The 24,607-nt window shown below is 54.1% G+C and carries 20 protein-coding genes; 7 read left to right on the forward strand and 13 right to left on the reverse strand.

The window, feature by feature from the left end; translation table 11 throughout:
- Positions 1–370: 370 nt before the first annotated feature.
- Positions 371–874, forward strand: a complete 504-nt coding sequence (locus ABD035_RS13090; RefSeq protein ID WP_343870671.1) for a YbjO family protein — start codon at positions 371–373, stop codon at positions 872–874.
- 37 nt (positions 875–911) lie between these two features.
- Here the strand turns inward: ABD035_RS13090 and artM are convergent, their stop codons facing one another.
- The 4 genes from artM to artP are packed head-to-tail and all read right to left on the reverse strand — an operon-like array spanning position 912 to position 3,776.
- Positions 912–1,580, reverse strand: coding sequence for an arginine ABC transporter permease ArtM (gene artM / locus ABD035_RS13095; RefSeq protein ID WP_212713876.1), 669 nt, complete (start codon positions 1,578–1,580; stop codon positions 912–914).
- On the reverse strand, positions 1,580–2,296 hold the full coding sequence (gene artQ / locus ABD035_RS13100; protein WP_212713875.1) for an arginine ABC transporter permease ArtQ: 717 nt from the start codon (positions 2,294–2,296) through the stop codon (positions 1,580–1,582). The genes artM and artQ overlap by 1 nt, the downstream gene beginning before the upstream one ends.
- A 6-nt stretch (positions 2,297–2,302) precedes the next feature.
- Positions 2,303–3,034 carry an arginine ABC transporter substrate-binding protein gene (artJ, locus tag ABD035_RS13105; protein WP_212713874.1) on the reverse strand — a complete coding sequence of 244 codons (732 nt, stop codon included), beginning with the start codon at positions 3,032–3,034 and terminating at the stop codon, positions 2,303–2,305.
- 13 nt (positions 3,035–3,047) lie between these two features.
- The gene (artP, locus tag ABD035_RS13110) at positions 3,048–3,776 is read right to left on the reverse strand and encodes an arginine ABC transporter ATP-binding protein ArtP (RefSeq protein WP_212713873.1); all 729 of its coding nucleotides are present in this window, start codon (positions 3,774–3,776) and stop codon (positions 3,048–3,050) included.
- A 185-nt stretch (positions 3,777–3,961) separates the two neighbouring features.
- On the opposite strand from artP, the gene ABD035_RS13115 reads away from it, so the two are divergent.
- On the forward strand, positions 3,962–4,783 hold the full coding sequence (locus ABD035_RS13115) for an N-acetylmuramoyl-L-alanine amidase (protein ID WP_343870672.1): 822 nt from the start codon (positions 3,962–3,964) through the stop codon (positions 4,781–4,783).
- 16 nt (positions 4,784–4,799) lie between these two features.
- Here ABD035_RS13115 and ltaE read toward each other — a convergent pair whose 3' ends face one another.
- The 3 genes from ltaE to ABD035_RS13130 form a co-directional block, all read right to left on the reverse strand.
- Positions 4,800–5,801, reverse strand: a complete 1,002-nt coding sequence (gene ltaE / locus ABD035_RS13120) for a low-specificity L-threonine aldolase (RefSeq protein ID WP_212713871.1) — start codon at positions 5,799–5,801, stop codon at positions 4,800–4,802.
- A 64-nt stretch (positions 5,802–5,865) separates the two neighbouring features.
- Complete coding sequence (gene poxB, locus ABD035_RS13125) at positions 5,866–7,587, reverse strand: ubiquinone-dependent pyruvate dehydrogenase (RefSeq protein ID WP_343870673.1); 1,722 nt, start codon at positions 7,585–7,587, stop codon at positions 5,866–5,868.
- A 123-nt stretch (positions 7,588–7,710) separates the two neighbouring features.
- Positions 7,711–8,610: a LysO family transporter gene (locus ABD035_RS13130; RefSeq protein WP_343870675.1), complete on the reverse strand. Its 900-nt coding sequence runs from the start codon at positions 8,608–8,610 to the stop codon at positions 7,711–7,713.
- A 122-nt stretch (positions 8,611–8,732) separates the two neighbouring features.
- Between ABD035_RS13130 and ABD035_RS13135 the strand changes: the two genes are divergently transcribed.
- Entirely contained in the window at positions 8,733–10,343 is a 1,611-nt protein-coding gene (locus ABD035_RS13135) for a DUF2813 domain-containing protein (RefSeq protein WP_343870676.1), read from the forward strand.
- Between the two features lie 49 nt (positions 10,344–10,392).
- On the opposite strand, the gene cspD is transcribed toward ABD035_RS13135, so the two are convergent.
- A complete protein-coding gene (gene cspD, locus ABD035_RS13140; RefSeq protein WP_212713939.1) occupies positions 10,393–10,620 on the reverse strand; it encodes a cold shock domain-containing protein CspD in 228 nt (75 codons plus the stop codon).
- Between the two features lie 300 nt (positions 10,621–10,920).
- On the opposite strand from cspD, the gene clpS reads away from it, so the two are divergent.
- Both clpS and clpA read left to right on the forward strand, forming a co-directional pair.
- Positions 10,921–11,244 carry an ATP-dependent Clp protease adapter ClpS gene (gene clpS / locus ABD035_RS13145; protein WP_212713867.1) on the forward strand — a complete coding sequence of 108 codons (324 nt, stop codon included), beginning with the start codon at positions 10,921–10,923 and terminating at the stop codon, positions 11,242–11,244.
- A 50-nt stretch (positions 11,245–11,294) separates the two neighbouring features.
- Positions 11,295–13,577, forward strand: coding sequence for an ATP-dependent Clp protease ATP-binding subunit ClpA (clpA, locus tag ABD035_RS13150; protein WP_343870677.1), 2,283 nt, complete (start codon positions 11,295–11,297; stop codon positions 13,575–13,577).
- Between the two features lie 88 nt (positions 13,578–13,665).
- Here the strand turns inward: clpA and infA are convergent, their stop codons facing one another.
- The 5 genes from infA to trxB all read right to left on the reverse strand — a co-directional run bounded on the left by infA (position 13,666) and on the right by trxB (position 19,544).
- Positions 13,666–13,884: a translation initiation factor IF-1 gene (gene infA / locus ABD035_RS13155; RefSeq protein ID WP_002211347.1), complete on the reverse strand. Its 219-nt coding sequence runs from the start codon at positions 13,882–13,884 to the stop codon at positions 13,666–13,668.
- A 346-nt stretch (positions 13,885–14,230) separates the two neighbouring features.
- The gene (gene aat, locus ABD035_RS13160; RefSeq protein WP_425579725.1) at positions 14,231–14,929 is read right to left on the reverse strand and encodes a leucyl/phenylalanyl-tRNA--protein transferase; all 699 of its coding nucleotides are present in this window, start codon (positions 14,927–14,929) and stop codon (positions 14,231–14,233) included.
- On the reverse strand, positions 14,898–16,673 hold the full coding sequence (gene cydC, locus ABD035_RS13165; protein WP_343870678.1) for a heme ABC transporter ATP-binding protein/permease CydC: 1,776 nt from the start codon (positions 16,671–16,673) through the stop codon (positions 14,898–14,900). Before cydC ends, aat begins: the two co-directional genes overlap by 32 nt.
- On the reverse strand, positions 16,670–18,442 hold the full coding sequence (cydD, locus tag ABD035_RS13170) for a heme ABC transporter permease/ATP-binding protein CydD (protein WP_343870679.1): 1,773 nt from the start codon (positions 18,440–18,442) through the stop codon (positions 16,670–16,672). The genes cydC and cydD overlap by 4 nt, the downstream gene beginning before the upstream one ends.
- 142 nt (positions 18,443–18,584) lie before the next feature.
- The gene (gene trxB, locus ABD035_RS13175) at positions 18,585–19,544 is read right to left on the reverse strand and encodes a thioredoxin-disulfide reductase (protein ID WP_343870680.1); all 960 of its coding nucleotides are present in this window, start codon (positions 19,542–19,544) and stop codon (positions 18,585–18,587) included.
- Positions 19,545–20,054: 510 nt separating this feature from the next.
- Between trxB and lrp the strand changes: the two genes are divergently transcribed.
- Both lrp and ABD035_RS13185 read left to right on the forward strand, forming a co-directional pair.
- Complete coding sequence (gene lrp, locus ABD035_RS13180) at positions 20,055–20,549, forward strand: leucine-responsive transcriptional regulator Lrp (protein WP_025902866.1); 495 nt, start codon at positions 20,055–20,057, stop codon at positions 20,547–20,549.
- A 116-nt stretch (positions 20,550–20,665) separates the two neighbouring features.
- Positions 20,666–24,481, forward strand: coding sequence for a DNA translocase FtsK 4TM domain-containing protein (locus ABD035_RS13185; protein ID WP_343870681.1), 3,816 nt, complete (start codon positions 20,666–20,668; stop codon positions 24,479–24,481).
- Positions 24,482–24,607 lie beyond the last annotated feature (126 nt).

Genomic DNA, 24,607 nt, shown 5'->3' on the forward strand with positions numbered 1-24,607 from the left:
CTCTGTTATTCACCCGCAGAGGTGACGTGTCTGTGCAGCTCTGCGGAATCCCGGGCTGACAGCGGGGCCGTATAAAATCGAAAGGCAGGCCTGAAGTGATAACGGGATCCCGCCCGCATTTTTGTTGCCACTTATCCCCTGGTCATCAGGTTAAAGGATACACTCCGCCGGAAGTATTTTTGCAGTGACACTAACCCTAAACCGGCTTGCCACGGTCACGTTAACCCGGCACAGGGAGGATGGTAAAAACGGGGGCTGATGGACGGTATTGACGTTAAATGTGCCTCAGCCCGCGACCCGACACGATACTTTTCTCTCATCCTGGCAGGCCCGGATGAGTCTTCGACGGTCTGTAAAGGAGGTACAGCAGATGCCAGGATCCAAGGTCTTTCTCCCGCAGGCTATCCCGGCCCCGGTGCTGGCCGCCGTCATCTCGATTATTGCTACGCGTTTATTTAATTTGCTGATGCTGGTACTGCTGTTCAGGTCGGACACGGGCGGCACTCTGAGCGAAATACTCCGTCTTAGCCTGCTGCCGGATTATCGCTTACTGTTTATGCTGATGGGCGGGGTATTTCTGTTTGAAGCGGGGAGTGTACTGATGCTGCTGAGGGGAAGCTACCACTGGCGGACTCTGTTTATCTGCTGTCAGTGTCTGGTACTGTTACTGATCCTTTTCAGGGGCCGGGGCGAGGGCCTGTCGTGTTTGCCGGGTATCGATCCTGCTGACAGCCACCATTTCGTCCGGCATATCCTGCTGCAGAAGATACCTGATTTATTGATTATCCTGCTGTTATGTGTACCTGCCAGCAGTCGTGCCTTCTTCAGACGGGTCCCGGGGCCGCCGGCTGGTCACGGAGAGCAGGAGAGATAACTGCGGGGCCGGAGGTTTCCGGCCCCGCAACGGAAGGTCAGCTACGACGCTCAAAACGTAATGCGTAATATTCCAGACCCCGCAACAGCAGAGTCAGGAGCCCGTTAACACACAGGTAGATGATCCCTGCGGCCACAAACACCGACACATCGTAGGTACGCCCATACAACAATTGCCCTTCACCCATGACATCCATCAGCGTGATGGTATAGGCCAGTGATGTGCTTTTAAATATCAGCACGACCTCATTGGAATAGGCCGATAACGCCCGTTTAAACGCATAGGGTAGCAGTATTCTCATGGTCTGATGACGGCTCATCCCCAGCGCAGCACAGGATTGCCATTGACCTTTCGGGATGGCTTTCACCGCACCATAAAAAAGCTGTGTCGTATACGCGGCACTGTTCAGCGAGAGTGCGAGAATGGCACAAAACCAGGGCTGAGAGAGCAGGGACCAGAGCCATGGGTAGTGCTCTAACTGCGGAAACTGCCCGGGGCCGTAATAAATCAGGAAAATCTGTACCAGCAGCGGTGTCCCGGTAAACAGGGTAATATAGATATTCACCACCCGCCCCGCCAGCGGCTTTTTCAGTGCAAGGATCAGGGTGAAGCCTACCGCCAGCACCAGAGCTATCAGTAAAGAACTGAGCGTCAGGAACAGGCTGGTATGCAGACCTTTCAGTAACTGAGGAAAGTATTCTGCCATTATGCAGACTCCTGGTCGAAACGGGTCGCACGTTGTTCAATTCGCCGTAAAATGTACTGACTGAACAGCGTGATGATCAGGTAAATGGCGGCCGCCAGCAGATACCAGGTAAACGGCTGCTGGGTACGGGTGGCAATACTTTTGGTCTGTAGCATTAAGTCATTAACGCTGATCAGCGAAACCAGCGCAGTATCTTTCAGCAATACCAGCCACTGGTTACCCAGTCCCGGTAAGGCATGACGCCACATCTGCGGTAAAATCAGCCGGTAGAAGATGGTGAATTTTTTCATCCCCAACGCCATACCGGATTCACGTTGCCCCGCGGGAACGGCTTTCAGAGCCCCGCGCAGGGTCTGGGAGGCATAGGCCGAATAGAGCAGCGCCAGAGAAATCACACCGCAAAGAAACGGGCTGACATTAAAATCAGTGATGTTCATCTGAACATGCAGCCGGGTCACACCGAGCGGGATGTCAAAACCATCGGAGAGCGTCAGCAGCAACTGGGAGGATCCGAAATAAATCCCCAACACCACCAGGATCTCCGGCAGACCCCGCAGTAATGTCACCAGTACTGTCCCGGGCCAGGCGAAGATCTTAAAACGCAACGATTCCCAGCCGGCGAACACTATCGCCAGTAACAGCCCGAGCACTAATGCGCAGACGGCAAGGCCGACGGTCATCCCGGCGGCGCTTGCGAGTGGAAATAACTCACTCATTGGCGATTACTGCTGGAACCATTTGTGGTAGATGGTCTGGTAAGTGCCGTCGGCTTTCACTTCGGCCAGGCCCTGATCCAGTTGTTTTTGCAGAGCCGAATTCCCCTGACGGACCGCAATCCCTAAACCGGTACCGAAATAGTCTTTATCGGTGACTTTATTACCGACACTGCTAAGTTTGGGATCTTTCTTCAGCCATTCATTCACCACGGCAGTATCACCAAACACGGCATTCACTCGACCGTTTTTCAGGTCCAGCATCGCGTTCTGATAGCTGTCATAAGGCACCATGGTGATCTCAGGATGCTTATCGGTAAGGTATTTCTGATGTGTCGTGCCGTTCTGAACCCCGACGCGTAAGCCTTTTAAGGCGGCAATGCTGGCAACTTTGCCTTTCTGTGCGATAAATAACGCGGAGTTATCGTAATACGGTTTGGTGAACAGCACCTGTTTTTCACGATCAGGTGTGATATCCATCCCGGCCATAACCACATCATAGCGACGGAATTTCAGGCCCGGGATCAGGCTGTCAAATGACTGGTTAGTGAATTCACAGGTGGCATCGATCTTTTTACAAATCGCATCCGCCAGATCAACATCAAAGCCCTGGATTTTATTATCGGCCCCGACAAATTCAAACGGAGGATAAGAGGCTTCGGTCGCAAAATGTAAGGTTGTGGCTGCGGAAGCACTCAGGCTGGCACCGGCAAACAGGGCGGCTAAAAGAATTTTTTTCATAATGAGTCCCGGATTAATGTGAAAGATAATGTGCGAACTGAGGGGTCTGCGGGTGAGTGAAACGACTGGCATCACCCTGCTCAATAATATGTCCGTTTTCCATGTAAACCACCTGGCTTGCCGTCTTACGGGCAAATTCCACCTCGTGGGTCACGATAACCTGCGTAATATTGGTCCGTGCCAGCTCGCGAATAATATCGACGACCTGACCGGTGATTTCCGGATCCAGCGCGGCGGTAGGCTCATCGAAAAGCAGCACCTGAGGCTCCATCATCAATGCCCTGGCAATAGCAACACGTTGCTGTTGCCCCCCGGACAGGTGCAGGGGAAAACGATCGGCAAACGTGCTGAGTTTAAGACGTTCAAGCAGTGCGCTGGCGCGCTGACGAGCCGCCGTTTTATTCAATCCCAGCACACGACAGGGCGCTTCCGTCAGGTTCTGCATGACGGTCAGATGAGGCCACAGATTGTACTGCTGGAATACAATACCGACATTACGCCGTAACTCACGAATAGCCTGCTCAGAGGGCTTATCCCGGAAGTTAAAGCGGTTACCGGCGATGGACAGTTCCCCGGTACGCGGCATTTCAAGCAGATTGAGTACCCGCAGGAGCGAGCTTTTACCCGCACCGCTTGGGCCGAGCAAAACCATCGTTTCACCCTGCGGACAATTCAGTCCGATATCAAACAGTGCCTGGTGATCGCCGTAAAAGCAATTTATCCCGTTTAGTTGAATACTCATGCGTAAAAATTGAATAGTAATAAAGTAGGACGAATAGTAACGTCGCCAGCATAGTTATGCAATTCCGGGCGCTGGAAATTTATTTAAATACGCGTCAGAGTCAAAAAAGCAGCACAAAATTTTGTCAGTCAGCGGAGGCTTGCGTATGCTTTAGCCTGTTTATTATCGCTTTTTGGCGGGGACGCATGAAAAAAATCTGGTTATGGAGTGTACTGCTGTTAAGCGGTTGTCATTCAGGCACCGGAGACCGTCAGGTGTTTACCGTCGATCACCATCTGAATGCCCGAAGCCAGGAACCACGGGTGAAAATGGTCGTCATTCACTATACGGCTGAAGATAATGCCAGCTCCCTGCGCCTGCTCAGTCAGGGGGATGTCAGCGCACATTATCTGATAACCTCCCCCGATGGAAAGTCAGCCCCCGCGGTGACCGTTTATCAGCTGGTGCCGGAATCCCGTGTTGCCTGGCATGCCGGCGTGAGTGGCTGGCGCGGCTATACCCATCTGAACAGTATTTCGATAGGCATAGAGATGGTTAATCCTGGGTATTACCGCAAAGGCGGCATGACGACCTGTACCCTTTACCCGCCATCGCAACTCTTAGCGCTGGAAAGCCTTCTGCAGACGCTGGTGAAGCGTTATGCCATCACTCCGGTGAATATCGTCGGCCACAGTGATGTGGCACCTTCACGAAAACAGGACCCCGGCCCCTGTTTTCCATGGCGCAGTCTGGCAAACGCCGGGCTGGGTGCCTGGCCGGATGCGGGGACTGTCTCACAGTTTCTGGCAGGGCGTTCAGCCAGAGCCCCTGCAGACCCCCGGGTGCTGATAGCGTTACTGTCCCGTTATGGTTATCCCGTCACCGATCCTGCCTCACAAAGTGAACAGACCCGGCTTATTCGCGCCTTTCAGATGCATTTCCGGCCGGCAGGGGTGACCGGCAAAGCCGATGCTGAAACCGAAGCTATTGCGCGGGCATTGCTCAGTAAATACGGCACCCTGCACTGACGCGGCCGGGCCGGGGCTATTGCTGTAAAAAGGCCTTCCAGGCCTCGACGACTTTCTGAAGTGCCGGGCGGGGGGTATTCAGGTGAGTGACCAGACGCGTGCCGTAGCCAAAGCTGATACGAATATTCCGTGCATCCATCCATTGCTGTAACGGTGCAATCTGTGCCTCCGGCAGGCCGATAAACAGCATATTTGTCTGCCGGCTAATGACTTCGATACCGAGCTCCGTTAATTCAGCCGCCAGCCAGCGGGCGTTTTCGTGGTCTTCAGCCAGTCTCTCCACATTATTGTCGAGCGCATAAATCCCTGCGGCGGCCAGAATACCGGCCTGGCGCATCCCGCCCCCGGTCATTTTTCGCCAGCGACAGGCTTCTTCAATAAACTCGTGACTGCCGCAGAGCAGGGACCCGACCGGTGCCCCCAGACCTTTTGACAGGCATATCGACAGCGTATCGCAGTACCGGCTTAACGCGTCCAGTGGCTGACCACTGGCAACAGCCGCATTAAAAATCCGCGCCCCATCGGTGTGTAAGGCCAGCTGATGCTGACGGGAAAAAGCAAAGACTTCGGCCAGCCAGTCAGAGGGCAGCACTTTTCCATGATGAGTATTTTCGATGCTGATAAGGCGGGTTCGGGCAAAATGAATATCACGGGGTTTAATGGCCTCACGGACAATGTCCAGCGGCAGGGTGCCGTCCGCATTTTCCATCACGGGCTGGGGCTGGATACTACCTAACACTGCCGCGCCACCGGCCTCATAGCGATAATTATGGGCATGCTGCCCGGCAATATATTCGTCGCCCCGCTGACAATGGCTGAGCAATGCCACCAGATTCGCCTGAGTTCCGCTGGGAAAGAAAAGGGCTGCCTGCTTACCGCTCAGTGCAGCGGCTTTTTCCTGTAGCGCGTTAACTGTCGGGTCATCACCGTAAACGTCATCTCCTGTCGCGGCAGAGGTCATTTTACGTAACATTTCAGCCCCGGGCTGGGTCACTGTATCACTTCGTAAGTCAATCACATCAGGCTCCGTCGTCAGTAAAAAATCAGCAGGCCGGCCACTGTCCGTTGCCGGCCTTACCCTTTTACCGCAGCCAGTTCGTTTTCGCCAGACCCATCACCTCATTCCCGCGGCCATTAATGATGGCCCGGATCATATACAGACTGAAACCTTTCGCCTGCTCAAGTTTTATTTTCGGCGGGATCACCAGTTCATCACCGGCGGTCGTCACGTTCACCAGCACCGGGCCCGGATGATCAAAGGCCTGTTGCAGCGCATCGGGCAGGGCAGACGCTTTCTCAACATTAATCCCTTTGATATTACAGGCCGCCGCGATGGCAGCGAAATCCGGATTGACCAGTTCAGTACCATCGGTCAGAAAACCGCCGGCCTGCATTTCCATGGCAACAAACCCCAGGACACTGTTATTAAAGATGATCAGTTTTACCGGTAAGTTATGTTGCGCAATGGAAAGTAAATCACCCATCAGCATGGCAAACCCGCCATCTCCGCACAGAGCTACCACCTGACGCTGCGGGTCGACCGACTGAGCCCCCATTGCCTGTGGCATGGCGTTGGCCATCGAACCGTGGTTAAACGACCCCAGCAGGCGGCGGCGACCGTTCATTTTCAGATAGCGGGCCGCCCAGACGGTCGGGGTACCGACATCGCAGGTGAATACCGCATCTTCACTGGCCAGCAAACTGATCTGGCTGGCCAGATATTGCGGGTGAATGGCTTGTTCGTCATCAGGGATCGCTAAATCATCCAGGTCCCGGCGCGCATCCTGATAATGATTAATGGCCCTGTCGAGATGTTTCCGGTTCTTTTTTTCCTCCAGACGGGGAAGCAGCAGCATCAGCGTGGCTTTCACATCCCCTGTTAGCGGAAGGTCGACAGGGCAGTGTGCCCCCAGGCTGCCTGCAGAAATATCGAGCTGAATGATTTTCGCATCGGTGGGATAGAAAGCGCGATAAGGGAAGCGAGTCCCCAGCAGCACCAGCGTATCGGCTTTCTGCATGGCCTGATAGCCGGAAGAGAAACCAATGAATCCGGTCATTCCGACATCATAAGGGTTATCGTATTCCAGATGCTCTTTGCCACGCAGTGCATGCACGATGGGGGCTTTCAGCTTTTCAGCCAGCGCGGTTACTTCGGCGTGTGCACCCGCACAACCGCTGCCACACATTAGCGTGATATTTTCGGACTGATTCAGCATGGCGGCCAGCGTTTCGAGCTGTAACAGCGGAGGGACGGAGATCGGCGCTACCGGCGGGTACCAGGCGGGTGTGGCTTTTTCCGGCGCCGGCTCCAGGGCCACATCGCCGGGTAAAACGATGACGGAGACGCCGCCTTCCACGAAAGCTTTTCGCATTGCAATGGCCAGCACCTGTGGTAACTGCTCCGGATTCGTCACCATCTCACAATAATGGCTGCACTCCTGAAACAGGGATTGCGGGTGAGTTTCCTGGAAATAACCACTGCCGATTTCGCTGGAAGGGATATGCGCCGCGATGGCCAGCACCGGCACCTTGTTGCGGTGACAGTCAAACAGTCCGTTAATGAGATGCAGGTTACCCGGGCCGCAGGAGCCGGCACAGACCGCGAGCTGGCCGGTGATCTGAGCTTCAGCACCGGCGGCAAAGGCGGCGACCTCTTCATGACGGGTGGACATCCACTCAATGGTCCCCAGCTTATTCAGGCTGTCACTGAGGCCATTCAGGGAGTCGCCGGTGACTCCCCAGATACGTTTTACACCGGCAAGTTCCAGACTTTTTATAAGAAATGACGCAACCGTATTTTTCATTACTGACTCCCTGGAATAAAACCGGTCCGACCGGGACGGTTATGAGTACGAATAATGAACAAAATTGTAGCGTATCTGGCAACAATTGCCCGGAAAAGCGCGGAACGTGATCGTTACCGGCGCTCAGGCGGAAAAGAACGCGATCATGATCGGAGCCAGCAGACTCATAATAAAACCATGAACGATCGCCGCAGGTACAATCCCGGATCCGCCGGCGCGTTGCAGTACCGGCAGGGTAAAGTCCATGGAGGTCGCGCCGCATAATCCCAGTGCTGTCGAACGATAACGGCGGATAAGCAACGGGATCAGCATCATTGAGATCAGTTCCCGTAACAGATCCACCAGAAAAGCGCTGTTACCAATCACCGGCCCGAACGCATTGGTCATTAAAATACCGGACAGAGAATACCAGCCGAAACCACTGGAAAGTGCCAGTCCGGTTTTCACCGGTAATCCGAGCAGCAGGGCGGCGAGTATTCCTGCGGGCAGAGAACTGACCAGCACGATGGCCGCGACGGTCACGCCCTGACGGTTAAACAGGATTTGTCGCAGGTTCATACCACTGGCACGTAACTGGATACCTACCAGTAACAGCAGCAGTAACAGGGCATATTCACCCGCCCGGGTGGCATTTTGTAAGACCGGCCAGTGGGTTAATCCGATAAGAAATCCGGCAATCACAACACCGCACATTTTCAGTGAGTCCAGCAGCATATGCAGCCGGGAAGGTAGCGGGCCGGAAGCATGAGCAGCCGGTGAAGGGACGATACGGTCAAATAATCTCAACGCCAGAAAATTACAGACTAAAATGCAAAGAGCGCAGATCAGAGTGATCCGGACAATCACCATCAGGTTCGCGGTCAGATTGTCCACGAATGCCAGGCTCACTCCCATAAATAACAGAATAATGTAGACCATGCGGGTCAGTGCGTAATTCGCGGCTTTCAGAATACCGGGACGCCGTACAGGCAGCAGGTAACCCGCAACCAAAGGAATGAGAATAATGAGTAAACCGGAATACATAAGAAGCCCAGAAAAGGTAATTATCAGAGAATCAGGTTATCTGATTGATATTGGTCAGTAAATAAAATACTGATGGCTGTTTTCCGGCCTGTCAGTTTTTCCTTATGGAGTCGAATTCCCCGATGATGCTGAAACAGATCGAGATCAGAAACTTTCGCGGTATCGCGTTTTTATCTCTGTCCTTCCGCCAGATTTCCCTGCTGATTGGTGAAAATGCCTGGGGTAAATCCAGTTTACTGGATGCGCTGACCCTGATGATGTCGCCTGCGGCCGGGAGTTCACGCCTGACAGAGAACGACTTTTTCCGCCCGCAGGACGATGAGCCTGCCAGGACCTGTCTGATCGAACTGACTTTCGGACCAGAGTCCCCTGACGGCAGCCTGCCGGCAACGTTAGCAGCGCTGCTGCCTGCAGAACCCGCCGTTCGCGGGCTGCGTTTCAGCTTCAGTGCCTGCCGGACAGCACAGGGGATGACTCAGGGTTTTTCCTTTCCTGACTATCCTGACGTAACAGAATCCGTGGTGTATCGGTTGATACAACATGTCAGGGTGCTGTGTCCGGTGCTGCGATTACGTGATGCCCGTTTCAGCCCCCCGGGACTGGCGAGGTCAGCCGGTGGAGAGGGCGTCCGGGCTGCTGAGTTACCCCTGGCGGGGAGGGCACAGGAAGGAGAAATTCTGCAGGGAGCGGAGGTGCTGCAACAGGCGCTGAGTCTGTTGTGCCGGTTATCCGGACATTACTTCCATATCCGTACCGGGGGAGCATTATCTGAATTGCCGGTATCAGCGGAGAAAAACGATCTGCTCTGGCAGCAACTGAATACACTGAACCGGAAACTGGCCAAAACCGCCCGGCAGGATCGGGCGCCGATCCTGCGTGCCCTGCTGATGTTACTCGCCGGTACGCCCTCAGCCGGAACCCTTCCGGAGGGTGCCCGTCCGTTGATCCTGCTCGAAGACCCGGAAACCCGTCTGCATCCGATGATGCTATCGATGGTATGGCAGTTTCTGGCACTGTTACCGGCACAAAAGGTGGTGACCACTAACTCGTCTGATCTGGTCTCTATGGTGCCACTGGAGAGTATTTACCGTCTTGACCGGTACCAGCAAATCACCCGCTGCTGGCATATTCCTGATGAAGGCATGTCCCGCGATGAGTTGCGAAAAGTGACCTTCCATATTCAGGTGAATCGCCCGACGGCGCTGTTTGCCCGTTGCTGGCTTCTGGTGGAGGGAGAAACCGAAGTCTGGCTGATTAATGAACTGGCCCGGCAGACAGGGTTTTCTCTGGCGTCGGAGGGGATCCGCGTGGTTGAATTCGCCCAGTCCGGGCTGAAGCCACTGTTACGGTTTGCCGCACATATGGGTATCCGGTGGCACGTTCTGACGGACGGGGATGAAGCAGGGGCGAAATACGCCGCCATCGCGACCAGCCACCTGACAGATCAGCAGGCGGAACGGCATCATCTCACCCGCTTTCCGGCGCCGGATATTGAACATTACTTCTACCGTAACGGATTTGCTGAGGTTTACCGGCAGGCTGCTCAGCTCCCTGAACATGGACCGGGCGGGGTAAAACGAGTGATCACCCGCGCAATACAGCACAGCTCCAAACCTTCGCTGGCGATAGCAGTGGCCAGTGAAGTGGCAGAGCGGGGCAGTCAGTCGATTCCGTGGTTACTCCGGAAAATGATAGGCCGGGTACGGGGACTCGCCCGGGGCCGGTACGGCTGAGTCATCCGTTTAACATGCTGTGCGAGACAGGCTTGCACAGCAGGGGTAATTATGACAGATTGACTACAGTTTCATTGACAGGAACGATCAGGCTGGCCTGATTCCCTTTTTCACCTTCACTGGCATTGTAGCTCACCTTCTGGCCTGCTTTCAGTGTCTTATACCCTTCCATCTGAATGGTGGAGTAGTGCGCAAAAATATCTTCACCTCCGGCTTCCGGGCAAATAAAACCGAATCCCTTGGCATTGTTAAACCATTTTACAAATCCTGTTTCCATGTGATGATGCCTCTCACCTGAATTGCAAAAATGAATCAGGGTGGCCGGGGAGCCACCTGATGATAAAACAGACAAACCCGTCGCTACGACTATCTCTTCACCGGCACGGATCGTCAAGAAATTACCACAGGCCGGGCAGGGATAATTTCTCAAACTTTGAAGCAGTTAACGCTATACGGACTTTAAAACCGCAGCAAACCGCCCTAATCAGGAGCATGCAGACTGCGCATCATTTTGCCGGCATGATAGACTTAACTGAAGAATTCTCTACAGAGTCACAGGCACACTTCAGTGGATATTATGGCGAATACAAACGACTGGCTTAATTTTGAACACCTTGCTGATAACACCGTTCGTGAGGAACTGAAGCCACCGTCAATGTATAAAGTTATTTTGAACAACGATGACTATACACCGATGGAATTTGTTATTGACGTACTGCAAAAGTTCTTTTCTTATGATATTGAACGCGCAACGGAACTCATGCTGAAAGTCCATTACGATGGCAAAGCGATCTGCGGGGTATTTACTGCCGAAGTGGCAGAAACAAAAGTTGTCAGGATCAATCAGTATGCCAGAGAAAATGAACATCCTTTGCTCTGTACTCTGGAAAAATCTGATTAAGCCACCATATCTGTAGGCAGACATCAGAGCGTGAATCGAGGAGGTGCTTTATGCTCAATCAGGAACTGGAACTCAGTTTAAATATGGCTTTCGCCAGAGCGCGGGAGCACCACCATGAATTTATGACCGTGGAACACCTGTTACTGGCGTTGATCAGTAATCCGTCCGCCCGTGAGGCCCTCGAAGCCTGCTCGGTAGACCTGGTGGTTTTACGTCAGGAACTCGAAACCTTCATCGAAAAAACGACCCCGGTCTTACCGGACACTGACGGTGAACGTGATACTCAACCGACACTGAGTTTTCAGCGGGTATTACAACGCGCCGTGTTTCATGTGCAATCTTCCGGCCGCAGTGAAGTCAATGGGGCGAATGTCCTGGTGGCTATTTTCAGTGAACAGGAATCTCAGGCCGCGTATTTACTGCGTAAGCATGAAGTGAGCCGTCTGGATATTGTGAACTTTATCTCTCATGGCGTCCGTAAAGATGAGGGTGAGAGTGCGCCTGCTCCCGAAAACCAGGCCAACAACGAAGAGCAGAGTACAGGCGGGGAGGAACGTATGGAGAACTTCACCACCAATCTGAATCAGCTGGCCCGGGTCGGCGGTATCGATCCTCTGATCGGCCGTGATAAAGAACTGGAAAGAGCCGTTCAGGTTTTATGCCGCCGCCGGAAAAATAATCCGCTGCTGGTAGGGGAATCCGGTGTCGGTAAGACGGCGATCGCCGAAGGTCTCGCCTGGCGTATTGAGCAGGGTGATGTGCCGGAGGTGATGAAAGACTGTACTATCTACTCACTGGATATCGGTTCTCTGCTGGCCGGGACGAAGTATCGCGGCGATTTTGAAAAACGGTTTAAAGCGTTGCTTAAGCAACTGGAGCAGGATGAAAACAGTATCCTGTTTATCGATGAGATCCATACCATCATCGGTGCCGGTGCTGCCTCCGGCGGGCAGGTGGATGCCGCTAACCTGATCAAACCGCTGCTTTCCAGCGGTAAAATCCGCGTGATGGGCTCGACGACGTATCAGGAATTCAGCTCGATCTTCGAAAAAGACCGTGCGCTGGCCCGTCGTTTCCAGAAAATTGACATCACTGAACCATCAGCCGAAGAGACCATCCGCATCATCAACGGTCTGAAAGCGAAGTACGAAGCACACCATGATGTTCGTTATACTGCTAAAGCCGTTCGTGCGGCAGTAGAACTGGCGGTGAAATACATTAATGACCGTCACCTGCCGGATAAAGCCATCGATGTGATTGATGAAGCCGGTGCCCGTGCACGGTTGGTCCCGCAGAGTAAACGTAAAAAGACCATCAATGTTCAGGACATTGAAAGTGTCGTGGCGCGTATTGCCCGTATTCCTGAGCAGAGCGTTTCAGCCACAGACCGCGATACCCTGCGTCATCTGGACTCACGGCTGAAAATGCTGGTGTTCGGTCAGGACAATGCAATCGATGCGCTGGCGGAAGCTATCAAAATGAGTCGTGCTGGTCTGGGCCATGATCATAAACCCGTGGGTTCCTTCCTGTTTGCCGGTCCGACCGGGGTGGGGAAAACGGAGGTCACGGTACAGCTGGCGAAAGCTCTGGGCATTGAACTGTTACGCTTTGATATGTCGGAATATATGGAACGCCACACGGTCAGCCGCCTGATTGGTGCGCCTCCGGGCTATGTGGGCTTTGATCAGGGCGGATTACTGACGGATGCGGTGATCAAACATCCGCATTCGGTCGTGCTACTCGATGAAATTGAGAAGGCGCATCCGGATGTCTTTAATCTGTTACTGCAGGTGATGGATAACGGGACACTGACCGATAATAACGGACGTAAAGCAGACTTCCGTAATGTGGTGCTGGTGATGACCACTAACGCCGGGGTACGTGAAACAGAGCGTAAATCTATCGGGCTGATCCATCAGGATAATACGACCGATGCGATGGAAGAAATCAGGAAGACCTTTACCCCTGAATTCCGTAACCGGCTGGACAATATTATCTGGTTTGATCATCTGTCGACCGGGGTCATTCATCAGGTAGTCGACAAGTTTATTGTCGAACTGCAGGCCCAGCTGGATCAGAAAGGCGTGTCTCTGGAAGTCAGTGACGGCGCACGGGACTGGCTGGCTGAAAAAGGCTACGACAAAGCGATGGGTGCCCGTCCAATGGCCCGTGCCGTACAGGAAAACCTTAAGAAACCGCTGGCGAATGAATTACTGTTTGGCTCACTGGTTGACGGGGGATCGGTGAAGGTGGCACTGGATAACACCAGTAATACATTAACCTATCATTTTGAAAGTGCGGAACAGCGTAAAGCGGCAGGAACGGTACATTGATTCCGTATTTGCCAGGCAGTCATAAAACAAAAGGCCGGAATATCCGGCCTTTATTATTTGTACCTGAATAAAAACAGGTTACTGACTCTTAGCGACTACGGAAGACAATGCGGCCTTTGCTCAAATCATAAGGAGTCAGCTCAACGGTGACTTTATCACCGGTCAGGATGCGGATGTAGTTTTTACGCATTTTACCGGAGATATGAGCGGTAACCACGTGCCCGTTTTCGAGCTCAACGCGGAACATGGTGTTAGGTAACGTATCCAGTACGGTACCCTGCATTTCAATATTGTCTTCTTTGGCCATCGAATCCTCTGAATGGACTAGCTAAATTTGAATCGGCAAGATAATGCCCAATTCTGGTATCTATGTAAAGAATTGTTGGTGTAAATACCAACACTCCGCTATGCGGCATGTAAAAACATGCGCAGTGCAAATAAATTCGGGTGTTCTGACGTTAATCGGGGATATTTGCAGAATCGTGCATCTGAATAGCAAGTCGGGGGAAAACCTTCCTTGATGTTCATCAGTGTACCAGCAGAATCTCCATCAGGGCGCATCGGAAAACACCTTCTGAAGCGCGAACGACATAACAAGCACACGGAGTCTAACACTTTCCGGGTGAAATGTCTGTAAAACATTAAAAGCCTGCTTATCCCAGCTCAGCCGTTTGCCAGCAGCCGTCCGACAGCGGGCGCGTCCGGAGTAAGGCAACCTGTTGCAGATAGGCCTCGCGCGGGATCTCTGTCGCTCCTAAGGAGGCAGTATGCGGGTTCAGTATCTGGCAATCAATTAACTGTCCGCCATGGACGCTGAAGTGCCGGCAAAACAGCATCAGCGCAGTCTTTGAAGCATTCGGCCGGGTGCTGAACATCGACTCGGCGCAGAAGAGCTGGCCGACGGCCATCCCATATAATCCGCCGATCAGATGCCCGTCCTGCCAGACCTCGACCGAGTGTGCATCGCCTCTCTGCGATAAAGCCAGCCACGCCTCGATCACCTGCTCAGTGATCCAGGTACCGTCTGTTCTGTCGGCAGCACAACCGCGGATCACCCCACCGAAGTCCCGATCCACGGTGACCTTATAAGGTGAGTGACGATGAAAGCGGGCCATACTGCGGCTGAGATGAAATGCCTCAGGGTAAAGTACCGCCCGCGGATTCGGTGACCACCATAACAACGGGTCCTGTTCCGAGAACCAGGGAAAGATACCCTGCCGGTAGGCTTCCCGCATCCGTGGCCAGCTAAGGTCTCCGCCAAACGCCAGCAGACCGTCAGGTTCTGTCAGCGCCCGGGATGGCGGGGGAAAGCTCAGTGTATCAGCCGGTAACTGTGGCAGGATCAATGGCATCCGCGATGACCTCACTCTGATTCAGACGCTGAGTAAACTGCCAGTAGCGACCACGCGCACGGAGCAGCGTGGCCGTGTCACCCTGTTCTATAATGTGGCCGTTCTCCATTACACAAACACGATCCATGGCCGCCAGGCCGGTCAGACGATGTGTCACCATAATGACGGTTTTATCCCGGGTGACCCGCGCCAGAAGCGCCAGAATATGCTGTTCGGTGGTGGCATCCAGCCCTTCGGTGGGTTCATCCAGTAACCAGAGGTCTCCCCGATGGAGCAGTGCCCGGGCGATGGCTAAACGGCGTAATTCCCCTCCGGAGAGTGTCCGGCCGCCTTCGCCTAACCAGCGATTAAGCCCGTCATTTTCCAGCAACTTCTCAAGACCGGTCTGTTGCAATACGTCGACCAGCGCTGCATCGCTACTGTCAGGGGCAGCCAGTCTGAGGTTGTCACGCAGGGTCTGGTTAAATACGGAGACACGCTGGGTCACTACGCTGGTCCTGCGACGAAGCGATGCTTCATCCCACTGTGGCAGAGGGGACTGGTTGAAGAAAATTTCGCCCTGTGCGGGGTCAGCCGCACGGGTTAGTAGTTGCAGGAGTGTTGACTTACCGCAGCCGGTAAAACCGAGCAGCGCAATTTTTTCACCCTGAGCCACGGACAGGTTCAGTCCGTTAATCACCGACCGGGGTTGTCCGGGATAGCTGAATCCCAGACCGGTGATCCGTACGGCAATCCCGGGATGATTATCTGCCACTATTTTCTGCGGAAACTGTACCGGGGGAGTCTGTCCTAAAATTTCACTTAAGCGTGAAGCTGCAACCATCACCTTCGAGATATGCAGGAAAGCGGCAGCCACCGGCCCCAGGGACTCAAACGCCGCCAGGATGCAAAAAGTGAACAGTGCCAGCCAGGTGGGGTCGGCAGACGCGGAGTTGAGCAGCAGGGAACCCAGTCCCAGTATCAGGCAGACAGTCAGCCCGGTAATGAACATCAACAGGCTCTGCGATGCGGCGTTAAGCGACTGCTGTTGCCGTTCGGCCTGATAAATAGACTGTCCGGTGGCCGTCAGTTGTTGTTGCCAGCGTTGAGTGTGCTGATAAATCTTCAGTTCCGCCATACTGCTTAGCCAGCGGGTCAGTTGCCGGCGGTAACTGGCCTGTGTCAGCGCCATTGCCTCACCGGAACCTTTACCCAGGTGGTAAAAGAGGGGAGGGAGTAATAATAACGTCAGCAGCATCACCAGGCCCGCGACCAGTGCCAGCGGCAGGTTCAGGAAACTCAGTCCGAAGGTAACCACGATAATGACACATAACGCCCCGGCGAGGGGGGATAGCACCCGCAGATAGAGATGGTCCAGGTGGTCAACGTCTGCAACAAAGCGGTTCAGTAAATCGCCCTGATTAAACGGTAACAGCCCGGCAGGGGAGAGTGGGAACAGCTTACTGAACGTGTAAACGCGAAGATGCTGCAGTACGCGGAATGTGCCGTCGTGACTGACCAGTCGCTCGAAGTAGCGTGCCACGGTGCGGATAATGGCAGCTCCCCTGACACCGGCCGCGGGCAACATATAGTTAAAACTGTATAGTCCGGCCGTCCCGGCGACCGCCGAAGCGGCCAGGAACCAGCCGGACAGCGTCAGTAAACTGATACTTGCCAGTAATGTCAGCAGAGCCAGCACCAGACCCAGCCCGAGCAAAAAGCCATGGCGTTTCCAGAGGCGTAAAAACGGCAGTAAAGTTTTCATAGCGTTATCTCCCCGTGACGCTGAGCTAACATGTCCCGGAACGGCCCCGGTGTCACGGCGAGCGCCTGCCAGCCGCCTTTCTGAATAATTTTTCCGCCCGCCATCATCCAGATCTCGTCCCAGTCCTGTACTCCTTCGGGCTGGTGAGTGATCATCAGTGTCGTCTGCTGTAAGGAGGCTTCCGTGAGTGCATGCATCACATGTTGCTCGCTTTGTCTGTCCAGACTGGCGGTTGGTTCATCCAGCAGCAGCAGTGCTGAAGGCAGTAACAGGGCCCTGGCAACCGCAACACGCTGGGCCTGGCCGACTGATAACCGGACGGCATCATCGCCGGCAGGAGTATCAATCCCCTCAGGCAGGTCGGCGATAAATTCATTGATTCCACTGCATTCCAGCACCCGTTGAAACTGCTGCCTGTCACAGGGGCGATCCAGGGTGATGTTATCGCGCAGGGTCTCTGCCGGCAGCCGCGGGTTCTGCCCGACCCAGGCCAGTTGTTGCTGCCAGTGATCCGGGCGAATATCCCGTAATTCTGTGCCGTCGACAGTGAGAGACCCCTGGTAAGGAAGAAAGCCCAGTATGACATTGATCAGCGATGTTTTACCGGCACCACTCACCCCGGCCAGCACAACGCGCTTGCCTGCCGGCAGAATAAAATTGAGCGGCCCGGTTAACGGTTCTCCTGTAGCTGTCATAGCAATCAGATCACGTGCGACCAGGGTACAGGGCCCGGACCTGTCCGGGGTCAGTGTTCCGGTGCTCTGGCTGGCCGCTTCAGTGTCACTGAGGAAGGCCTCCAGCTGTTCGGCAGCGCCGATAGCCTGAGCTTTGGCATGGTAAAAATTCCCCAAATCCCGCAAAGGCTGGAAGAACTCCGGCGCCAGGATCAATGCCAGGAAACCGGCAAACAAGGTGACGCCACGGTGATAATCACCAAAATGCAGTACCCCCAGATAGGAGAAGCCGAAATAGACAGCCACCACGGCGATGGAAATGGCCGCGAAAAACTCCAGTACTGCCGAAGACAGAAATGCCAGCCGCAGGACTTCCATGGTACGCAGACGAAATTGCCCTGTACTGTCGGCGATAGCCGCCTGTTCTGCCCGACCCCGGTGAAACAGGCGGAGTGTTTCCAGCCCGCGCAGGCGGTCAAGGAAGTCTCCGCTGAGACGGGCGAGGGCCTGGAAGTTTCTGCGGTTGGCTTCTGCCGCCCCCATACCGACCATGGCCATAAATAACGGGATCAGTGGCGCGGTACAGAACAGGATCAACGCCGCAGCCCAGTTAAGGGGTAACAGCGTGATCAGGATCAGCACGGGGATCAATGTTGCCAGGCTCATCTGTGGCAGATAACGTGCATAGTAATCCTGCATATTATCAATTTGTTCCTGCAACAGGGTGGTCCAGCTACCGACGGCCCGGCTCGTCGTTCCGGCAGGGCCCCGGGCCTCCAGACGTAAAATAATCTGCTGGCGGATAGCCTCGCGGATGACGCTTCCGGCACGGAAACCCGCCATTTCCCGCAGGTAATGCAACAGGCTTCGCCCGGCAAAGCAGGCCGCCAGCGCAACCAGCAAGCCTGGCGTATCACTGGCAGGGTGATGACTGATAATAAAATTCTGCAATATGCGGGCGATGATCCCGGCCTGCGTGATAATCAGGAGTGCACTGAAGACACCGGTAATAACCGAAAGGCGTAACCAGCGGCGTCCGTAATGGCGCTGTTCTTTCAGCCAGCGTACTAAATACTGTTGACGGGATTTATTCATGGAATTCTGCAAAGTGAATGTCAGACACCAGAGGTGTAAAGTAATACCCCTTATAAAAGTGCAGGTACTTTAGCATGCGGAACAGTAAAAAGGCGACAGTTTCGCTGTCGCCTTAGGAAATCATTCAGTGTTCAGGGAAGAACTAGGCGTCTGTGCCGAGACCGTCTAAATAACGTTCTGCATCCAGCGCTGCCATACAACCGGTACCTGCAGAGGTGATTGCCTGACGGTAGGTATGGTCCATCACATCACCGGCGGCAAAGACTCCCGGGATACTGGTCTGAGTTGCATTGCCCTGCAGACCGGACTGTACCACGATATAACCGTTGTTCAGTTCAAGCTGGTCAGCAAAAATAGCGGTGTTCGGGCTATGCCCGATGGCAATAAATACCCCGGCCACGTCGATCTGCTCAGCTTCAGCATTATCCCCTGTCGGACGCAGACGTGCTCCGGTCACTCCCATCTCATCCCCGGTAACTTCTTCCAGGGTACGATTAGTGTGCAGAACGATATTGCCGCTGGCGACTTTTTCCATCAGCCGGTCAATAAGGATTTTTTCGGCACGGAAGGTGTCACGACGATGGATAAGATGAACCTCAGAGGCGATATTCGCCAGGTAGAGGGCCTCTTCGACGGCCGTGTTCCCGCCACCGACTACAGCTACTTTTTGCTTACGATAAAAGAAACCGTCGCAGGTCGCACAGGCGGAGACACCTTTGCCTTTAAACGCTTCTTCCGAAGGTAAGCCAATATAACGTGCCGATGCGCCGGTGGCGATAATCAGCGCATCCGCGGTGTATTCACCACTGTCCCCGACAAGACGGAACGGGCGTTGTTTCAGGTCGACGGTGTGGATATGGTCGTGAACGATTTCGGTATTAAATTTTACCGCATGTTCATGCATACGCTCCATGAGTCCGGGCCCGGTCAGCCCCTCAGGATCACCCGGCCAGTTTTCTACCTCTGTCGTGGTGGTCAGTTGCCCGCCTTTTTCTACCCCGGTAATCAGTACCGGATTAAGGTTTGCACGCGCAGCATAGACAGCTGCGGTGTAACCGGCAGGGCCGGAACCCAGGATCAGAAGTTTACTGTGTTTGGCCATGCTTTTTTCCTCAATAAAACAAACCGCTGACAAATATCTGCTGATTGTAGGCAAACGCGGCGACGAAAAAAAGAGTCCGGTCGCTGAGATTAGCGATTAATGTGAACGTCGAAACTAATCACTCTCTGTAAAGGTCACCCAAAGGGATCAGTCTGGCGTGTGACGGGAGTTGAAATGGCTGAAATTACTGGCTGAAAATTTATATTCACCGCAGACGGCGGAATGTTGTACTGAAATTGGATGTTTTACTTTGACAATCGCCTGTTGTTTTGCGAAAACATGAGGTGAGACAAATAAAGTTCAGCGAACAGGAACCCGCGCAGGCCGCAGCTTCTGAGCGCAGGATAAATAAACCTGAGTTGTTTTTGGGCTGTTTCATCGTGGACAGACAGTGAAATGTACCGAAAACAGCAAATATACAGGCATTGTTTCAATATAACTCAGGCCCTTCGCCGGTGACAGGTGGAAGGGCAGGTAGTCTTGGGAAGGAAATGAAGAGAGAAAATAATAATGACAGATAATAAGAAACGCCCTGGCAAAGATCTGGACCGCATCGACAGAAATATCCTCAACGAATTGCAAAAAGATGGCCGTATTTCTAATGTCGAGCTCTCCAAACGGGTAGGGTTGTCTCCGACGCCCTGCCTTGAGCGTGTCCGCCGTCTGGAGCGTCAGGGGTTCATTCTGGGGTATACCGCACTGCTTAATCCGCACTATCTGGACGCATCACTGCTGGTTTTTGTTGAGATTACTCTGAATCGTGGCACGCCTGATGTGTTCGAGCAATTTAACACCGCCGTCCAGAAACTTGAGGAAACTCAGGAGTGTCACCTGGTTTCCGGCGATTTTGACTATTTGCTGAAAACGCGCGTGCCGGATATGTCCGCATACCGTAAGCTGCTGGGGGAAACCTTGTTACGCCTGCCAGGTGTTAACGATACCCGCACCTATGTAGTGATGGAAGAAGTAAAACAGAGTAACCGGTTAGTGATTAAAACTCGCTAAATCAGGCAGGTGCAAAACCTGTGGCAATTAGGTACACTCCTGTGAATTCATACAGGAACAGTGCTGACTGATGGTGCTGTTCCTCTCTTTAGTTGACAGGCACCTGGAGAGTTCTCTTGAGCCAGGAATATACAGAAGATAAAGATGTATCTTTAACGCCACTGAGTAGTGGACGACGGCTGCTGGAAGCATTACTGATTCTGGTGGCACTTTTTGCCGTGTATTTGATGGTCTCGCTGGTCAGTTTCAATCCCTCTGACCCGAGCTGGTCACAAACGGCCTGGCATGAGCCTATCCATAATCTGGGTGGCCGGCCGGGGGCCTGGATGGCGGATACCCTGTTATTTATCTTCGGGGTGATGGCCTACGCCATTCCGGTAGTGATCATTGGCTTATGCTGGATTACCTTCCGCCATCGTAACAGCAAAGAATTCATCGACTGCTTCTCTATCGGCCTGCGTCTGATAGGTGTGCTGGCCCTGGTGGTCACCACCTGTGGTCTGGCAGCAATCAATGCTGATGATATCTGGTACTTTGCGTCCGGAGGCGTGATTGGCAGCCTGGTCAGTAGTGCAATGGCCCCGTATCTTAACCAGATGACCGGAACGCTGGTCCTGCTGTTTGTCTGGGCCGCCGGGATCACCCTCTATACCGGGTGGTCATGGCTGACGATTGCTGAGAAGATCGGCGGGGTCATCATGTCCGTTCTGACCTTCGCGAGCAACCGCTCCCGGGGGGATGATCGCTGGCACGATGAAGACGAGGACGAAGACGAGGCGATTGCCCCGGTGTCCCGTAAAGAGACGGCGCAGGATGTCACTGAAGACGCTCCTCTGTTCCGCTCCAAAGCCTCTCCGGCCGCCGGATCGCCTGCGCACGGTAATACAGTCTCTCAGTCACAGGATGATGAACATGATCCGCTGTTTTCAACGCCGGTTTCTGCGTCGGAAACGGATGACAATGACCCCTTATTTACCTCTTCTGCCTTCTCCCCAGTGACGGAGGAGGAAGAAAATGATCCGCTATTCAGTGCACCCGTCGCCGGGGCTGGACCGATCATCCAATCTCCTGCCGCGCGGCAACCTGCACCGGAGTCATCCACAAGGCCGGAAAACAGTCCTGAACCTGTCGTCGCTGCCGATGCCTACAGGGCACCTGCTCAGGTGAAAGCCACGCAGGCCGCAGAGCCACCACTTTACCGCTTCGATGTGCCGGATACGGTGGCATCTCAGCCGACACCAGCAGCTTCTCCGTCTGCGGCACCCCAAGCCTCCGGGGTTACTCCACAGGTTCAGACAACCCGGCCTGATCCTCAGCGGCCGCCGGCAGTTACCCCTCAGGCACCGGTTGCGGCGGCGACGCCTGCCGCAGTCAATGCTCAGACCGTGGCTGCCACTGTAGTGAAACCGGCAGGGCAGTCGCCATTTGCTGTGGCCGCCAGTATGGGTAAATTACAGCCCCCTGCGACGGTGACAGAATCAGCGCAACGAAGTGCTAACCCTCAGGTAAAACGCGGAGTCGGTGGGCCGGAACTGCCACGACCGAATCCTGTCCGTTTGCCGACCCGCCGCGAAATGGCCTCTTATGGCATTAAATTACCTTCACAACGGATGGCAGAAGAAAAAGCACGTGAAGAGGAATTACAGCGTCAGCTGAATGCGCAGATACCGGAGACAGACGAGCTTTCGTCCGAACAGAGTGAATTCGACCAGGCGGCGCTTCGCCAGGCTTTTACCGGGCAGCAAAAGGCGCGCTATGGCGAGGACCATGTCACTGCCACACCTGACGAAGAAGATGAACTGCAACAGGCGTTGCTGGCACGTCAATTCTCGGAGCAACAGCAGCAGCGGTATCAGACGCCGGCTGAGGATGCTACGCGGGTTAGTGCTGACCACGTTGTGGCCTCTGCGCCGCTCTCCTCAGAGGCTATTTCTGCGTTTGATTTTTCACCGATGGAAGAGCTGGTGGATGACAATCCGGCAGAGCCTCTGTTTACGATTGCACCGGGTGCGGAAACAGTGACCCCGCAGCCGCCGGAGCAGGCACCGTATTCTGCCGCAGGGAGTAACTCTGCGCAGTCTCCGCAGACGTCAGGCACAACAGCTCAGCCAGGGCACTCACCCTACGCAGCCCCGCAGGCATCGGAGCAGGCACCGTATTCTGCCGCAGGGAGTAACTCTGCGCAGTATCCGCAGACGTCAGGCACAACGGCTCAGCCAGGGTATTCGCAATACGCAGCCCCGCACACACCGGAGCAGGCACCGTATTCTGCCGCAGAGGGTAACTCTGAGCAGTCTCCGCAGACGTCAGGCACAACGGCTCAGCCAGGGTATTCGCAATACGCAGCCCCGCAGGAAGCCGCTTCTCAACCGCCGGCTGCTCAGGAACAGCAGAGTCTGTTCCATCCGTTCCTGGTTCGCCATGAACAGCCATTGGAAAAACCGTCGACACCTCTTCCGACCATGGATTTACTGACACCACCTCCGGCGGAAGAAGAACCGGTTGATATGTTTGCTCTGGAACAAACGGGTAAACTGGTCGAGGCAAGACTGAATGACTTCAGAGTGAAAGCAGAAGTTGTCGGTATTTCACCGGGACCGGTGATCACCCGTTTCGAGCTGGATCTGGCTCCTGGCGTGAAAGCCGCCAGGATTTCTAATCTCTCACGTGACCTGGCCCGTTCGTTATCTGCTGTTGCGGTCCGTATTGTCGAGGTTATCCCTGGCAAGCCCTATGTCGGCCTGGAATTACCGAATAAGCATCGTCAGACAGTTTATTTGCGTGAAGTACTGGACTGCGCAAAGTTCAGGGATAATCCTTCACCGCTGGCGATTGTGCTGGGGAAAGATATTGCCGGTCAGCCGGTGGTTGCCGATCTGGCGAAGATGCCTCACCTGCTGGTCGCGGGGACCACTGGCTCAGGGAAATCTGTCGGTGTGAACGCCATGATCATCAGTATGCTGTACAAGGCAACGCCTGATGAAGTGCGCTTCATTATGATCGACCCGAAAATGCTGGAACTCTCTGTCTATGAAGGCATTCCGCATCTGCTGACTGAAGTTGTGACAGACATGAAGGATGCCGCCAATGCGCTACGCTGGAGTGTCGGAGAGATGGAACGGCGCTACAAGCTGATGTCCGCACTGGGCGTACGTAACCTTGCCGGTTATAACGAGAAGATTGTACAGGCTGAAGCTATGGGCCGGCCTATTCCGGATCCGTTCTGGAAACCGGGTGACAGTATGGATACTACGCCGCCGGTTCTCGAAAAGCTGCCTTACATTGTCGTGCTGGTGGATGAGTTTGCGGACCTGATGATGGCGGTGGGTAAAAAGGTCGAGGAACTGATTGCCCGTCTGGCACAGAAAGCCCGCGCCGCCGGTATTCACCTGGTCCTGGCGACGCAGCGACCGTCGGTCGATGTGATCACCGGGCTTATCAAAGCGAATATTCCTACGCGTATTGCATTTACCGTTTCAAGTAAAATTGACTCCCGCACCATTCTGGATCAGGCCGGGGCGGAGTCATTACTCGGAATGGGGGATATGCTGTATATGCCACCTAACTCCTCGATGCCGGTCCGTGTGCATGGAGCCTTTGTCCGTGACCAGGAAGTGCATGCCGTGGTCCAGGACTGGAAAGCCCGTGGCCGGCCTCAATATATCGACAGCATTACTGCCGGGGATGAGAGTGAAAGCGGAACCGGTGGCGCTGATGGTAATGGTGAAGAACTGGACCCGTTATTCGACCAGGCCGTTGGTTTCGTGGTTGAAAAACGTCGTGCTTCTATTTCCGGTGTTCAGCGACAGTTCCGTATCGGTTATAACCGGGCGGCCAGGATTATCGAACAGATGGAAGCGCAGGGAATAGTTTCCGAGCCCGGACATAATGGTAACCGGGAGGTGCTGTCACCCCCTCCGCACGAAATGTAAGTTCCGATAACAGGTTGTTATCCTGATGGGCCAGAATTTTCTGGCCCATTGTTTATCTCTCCCGGTATCCCCATAGTAATACTCAGAATTCAGTTTTTTCTCCTGTCGGAATATACCGGCAGAGAC

Origin of the sequence: Tatumella terrea, assembly GCF_039523755.1 — a bacterium.
GTDB lineage: Bacteria > Pseudomonadota > Gammaproteobacteria > Enterobacterales > Enterobacteriaceae > Tatumella > Tatumella terrea.

Coding starts and splice junctions, on each gene's coding strand:
- ABD035_RS13090 (WP_343870671.1), top strand. CDS start 371: ATGCCAGGATCCAAGGTCTTTCTCCCGCAGGCTATCCCGGCCCCGGTG.
- artM (WP_212713876.1), bottom strand. CDS start 1,580: ATGGCAGAATACTTTCCTCAGTTACTGAAAGGTCTGCATACCAGCCTG.
- artQ (WP_212713875.1), bottom strand. CDS start 2,296: ATGAGTGAGTTATTTCCACTCGCAAGCGCCGCCGGGATGACCGTCGGC.
- artJ (WP_212713874.1), bottom strand. CDS start 3,034: ATGAAAAAAATTCTTTTAGCCGCCCTGTTTGCCGGTGCCAGCCTGAGT.
- artP (WP_212713873.1), bottom strand. CDS start 3,776: ATGAGTATTCAACTAAACGGGATAAATTGCTTTTACGGCGATCACCAG.
- ABD035_RS13115 (WP_343870672.1), top strand. CDS start 3,962: ATGAAAAAAATCTGGTTATGGAGTGTACTGCTGTTAAGCGGTTGTCAT.
- poxB (WP_343870673.1), bottom strand. CDS start 7,587: ATGAAAAATACGGTTGCGTCATTTCTTATAAAAAGTCTGGAACTTGCC.
- ABD035_RS13130 (WP_343870675.1), bottom strand. CDS start 8,610: ATGTATTCCGGTTTACTCATTATTCTCATTCCTTTGGTTGCGGGTTAC.
- ABD035_RS13135 (WP_343870676.1), top strand. CDS start 8,733: ATGATGCTGAAACAGATCGAGATCAGAAACTTTCGCGGTATCGCGTTT.
- cspD (WP_212713939.1), bottom strand. CDS start 10,620: ATGGAAACAGGATTTGTAAAATGGTTTAACAATGCCAAGGGATTCGGT.
- clpS (WP_212713867.1), top strand. CDS start 10,921: ATGGCGAATACAAACGACTGGCTTAATTTTGAACACCTTGCTGATAAC.
- clpA (WP_343870677.1), top strand. CDS start 11,295: ATGCTCAATCAGGAACTGGAACTCAGTTTAAATATGGCTTTCGCCAGA.
- infA (WP_002211347.1), bottom strand. CDS start 13,884: ATGGCCAAAGAAGACAATATTGAAATGCAGGGTACCGTACTGGATACG.
- aat (WP_425579725.1), bottom strand. CDS start 14,929: ATGCCATTGATCCTGCCACAGTTACCGGCTGATACACTGAGCTTTCCC.
- cydC (WP_343870678.1), bottom strand. CDS start 16,673: ATGAAAACTTTACTGCCGTTTTTACGCCTCTGGAAACGCCATGGCTTT.
- cydD (WP_343870679.1), bottom strand. CDS start 18,442: ATGAATAAATCCCGTCAACAGTATTTAGTACGCTGGCTGAAAGAACAG.
- trxB (WP_343870680.1), bottom strand. CDS start 19,544: ATGGCCAAACACAGTAAACTTCTGATCCTGGGTTCCGGCCCTGCCGGT.
- lrp (WP_025902866.1), top strand. CDS start 20,055: ATGACAGATAATAAGAAACGCCCTGGCAAAGATCTGGACCGCATCGAC.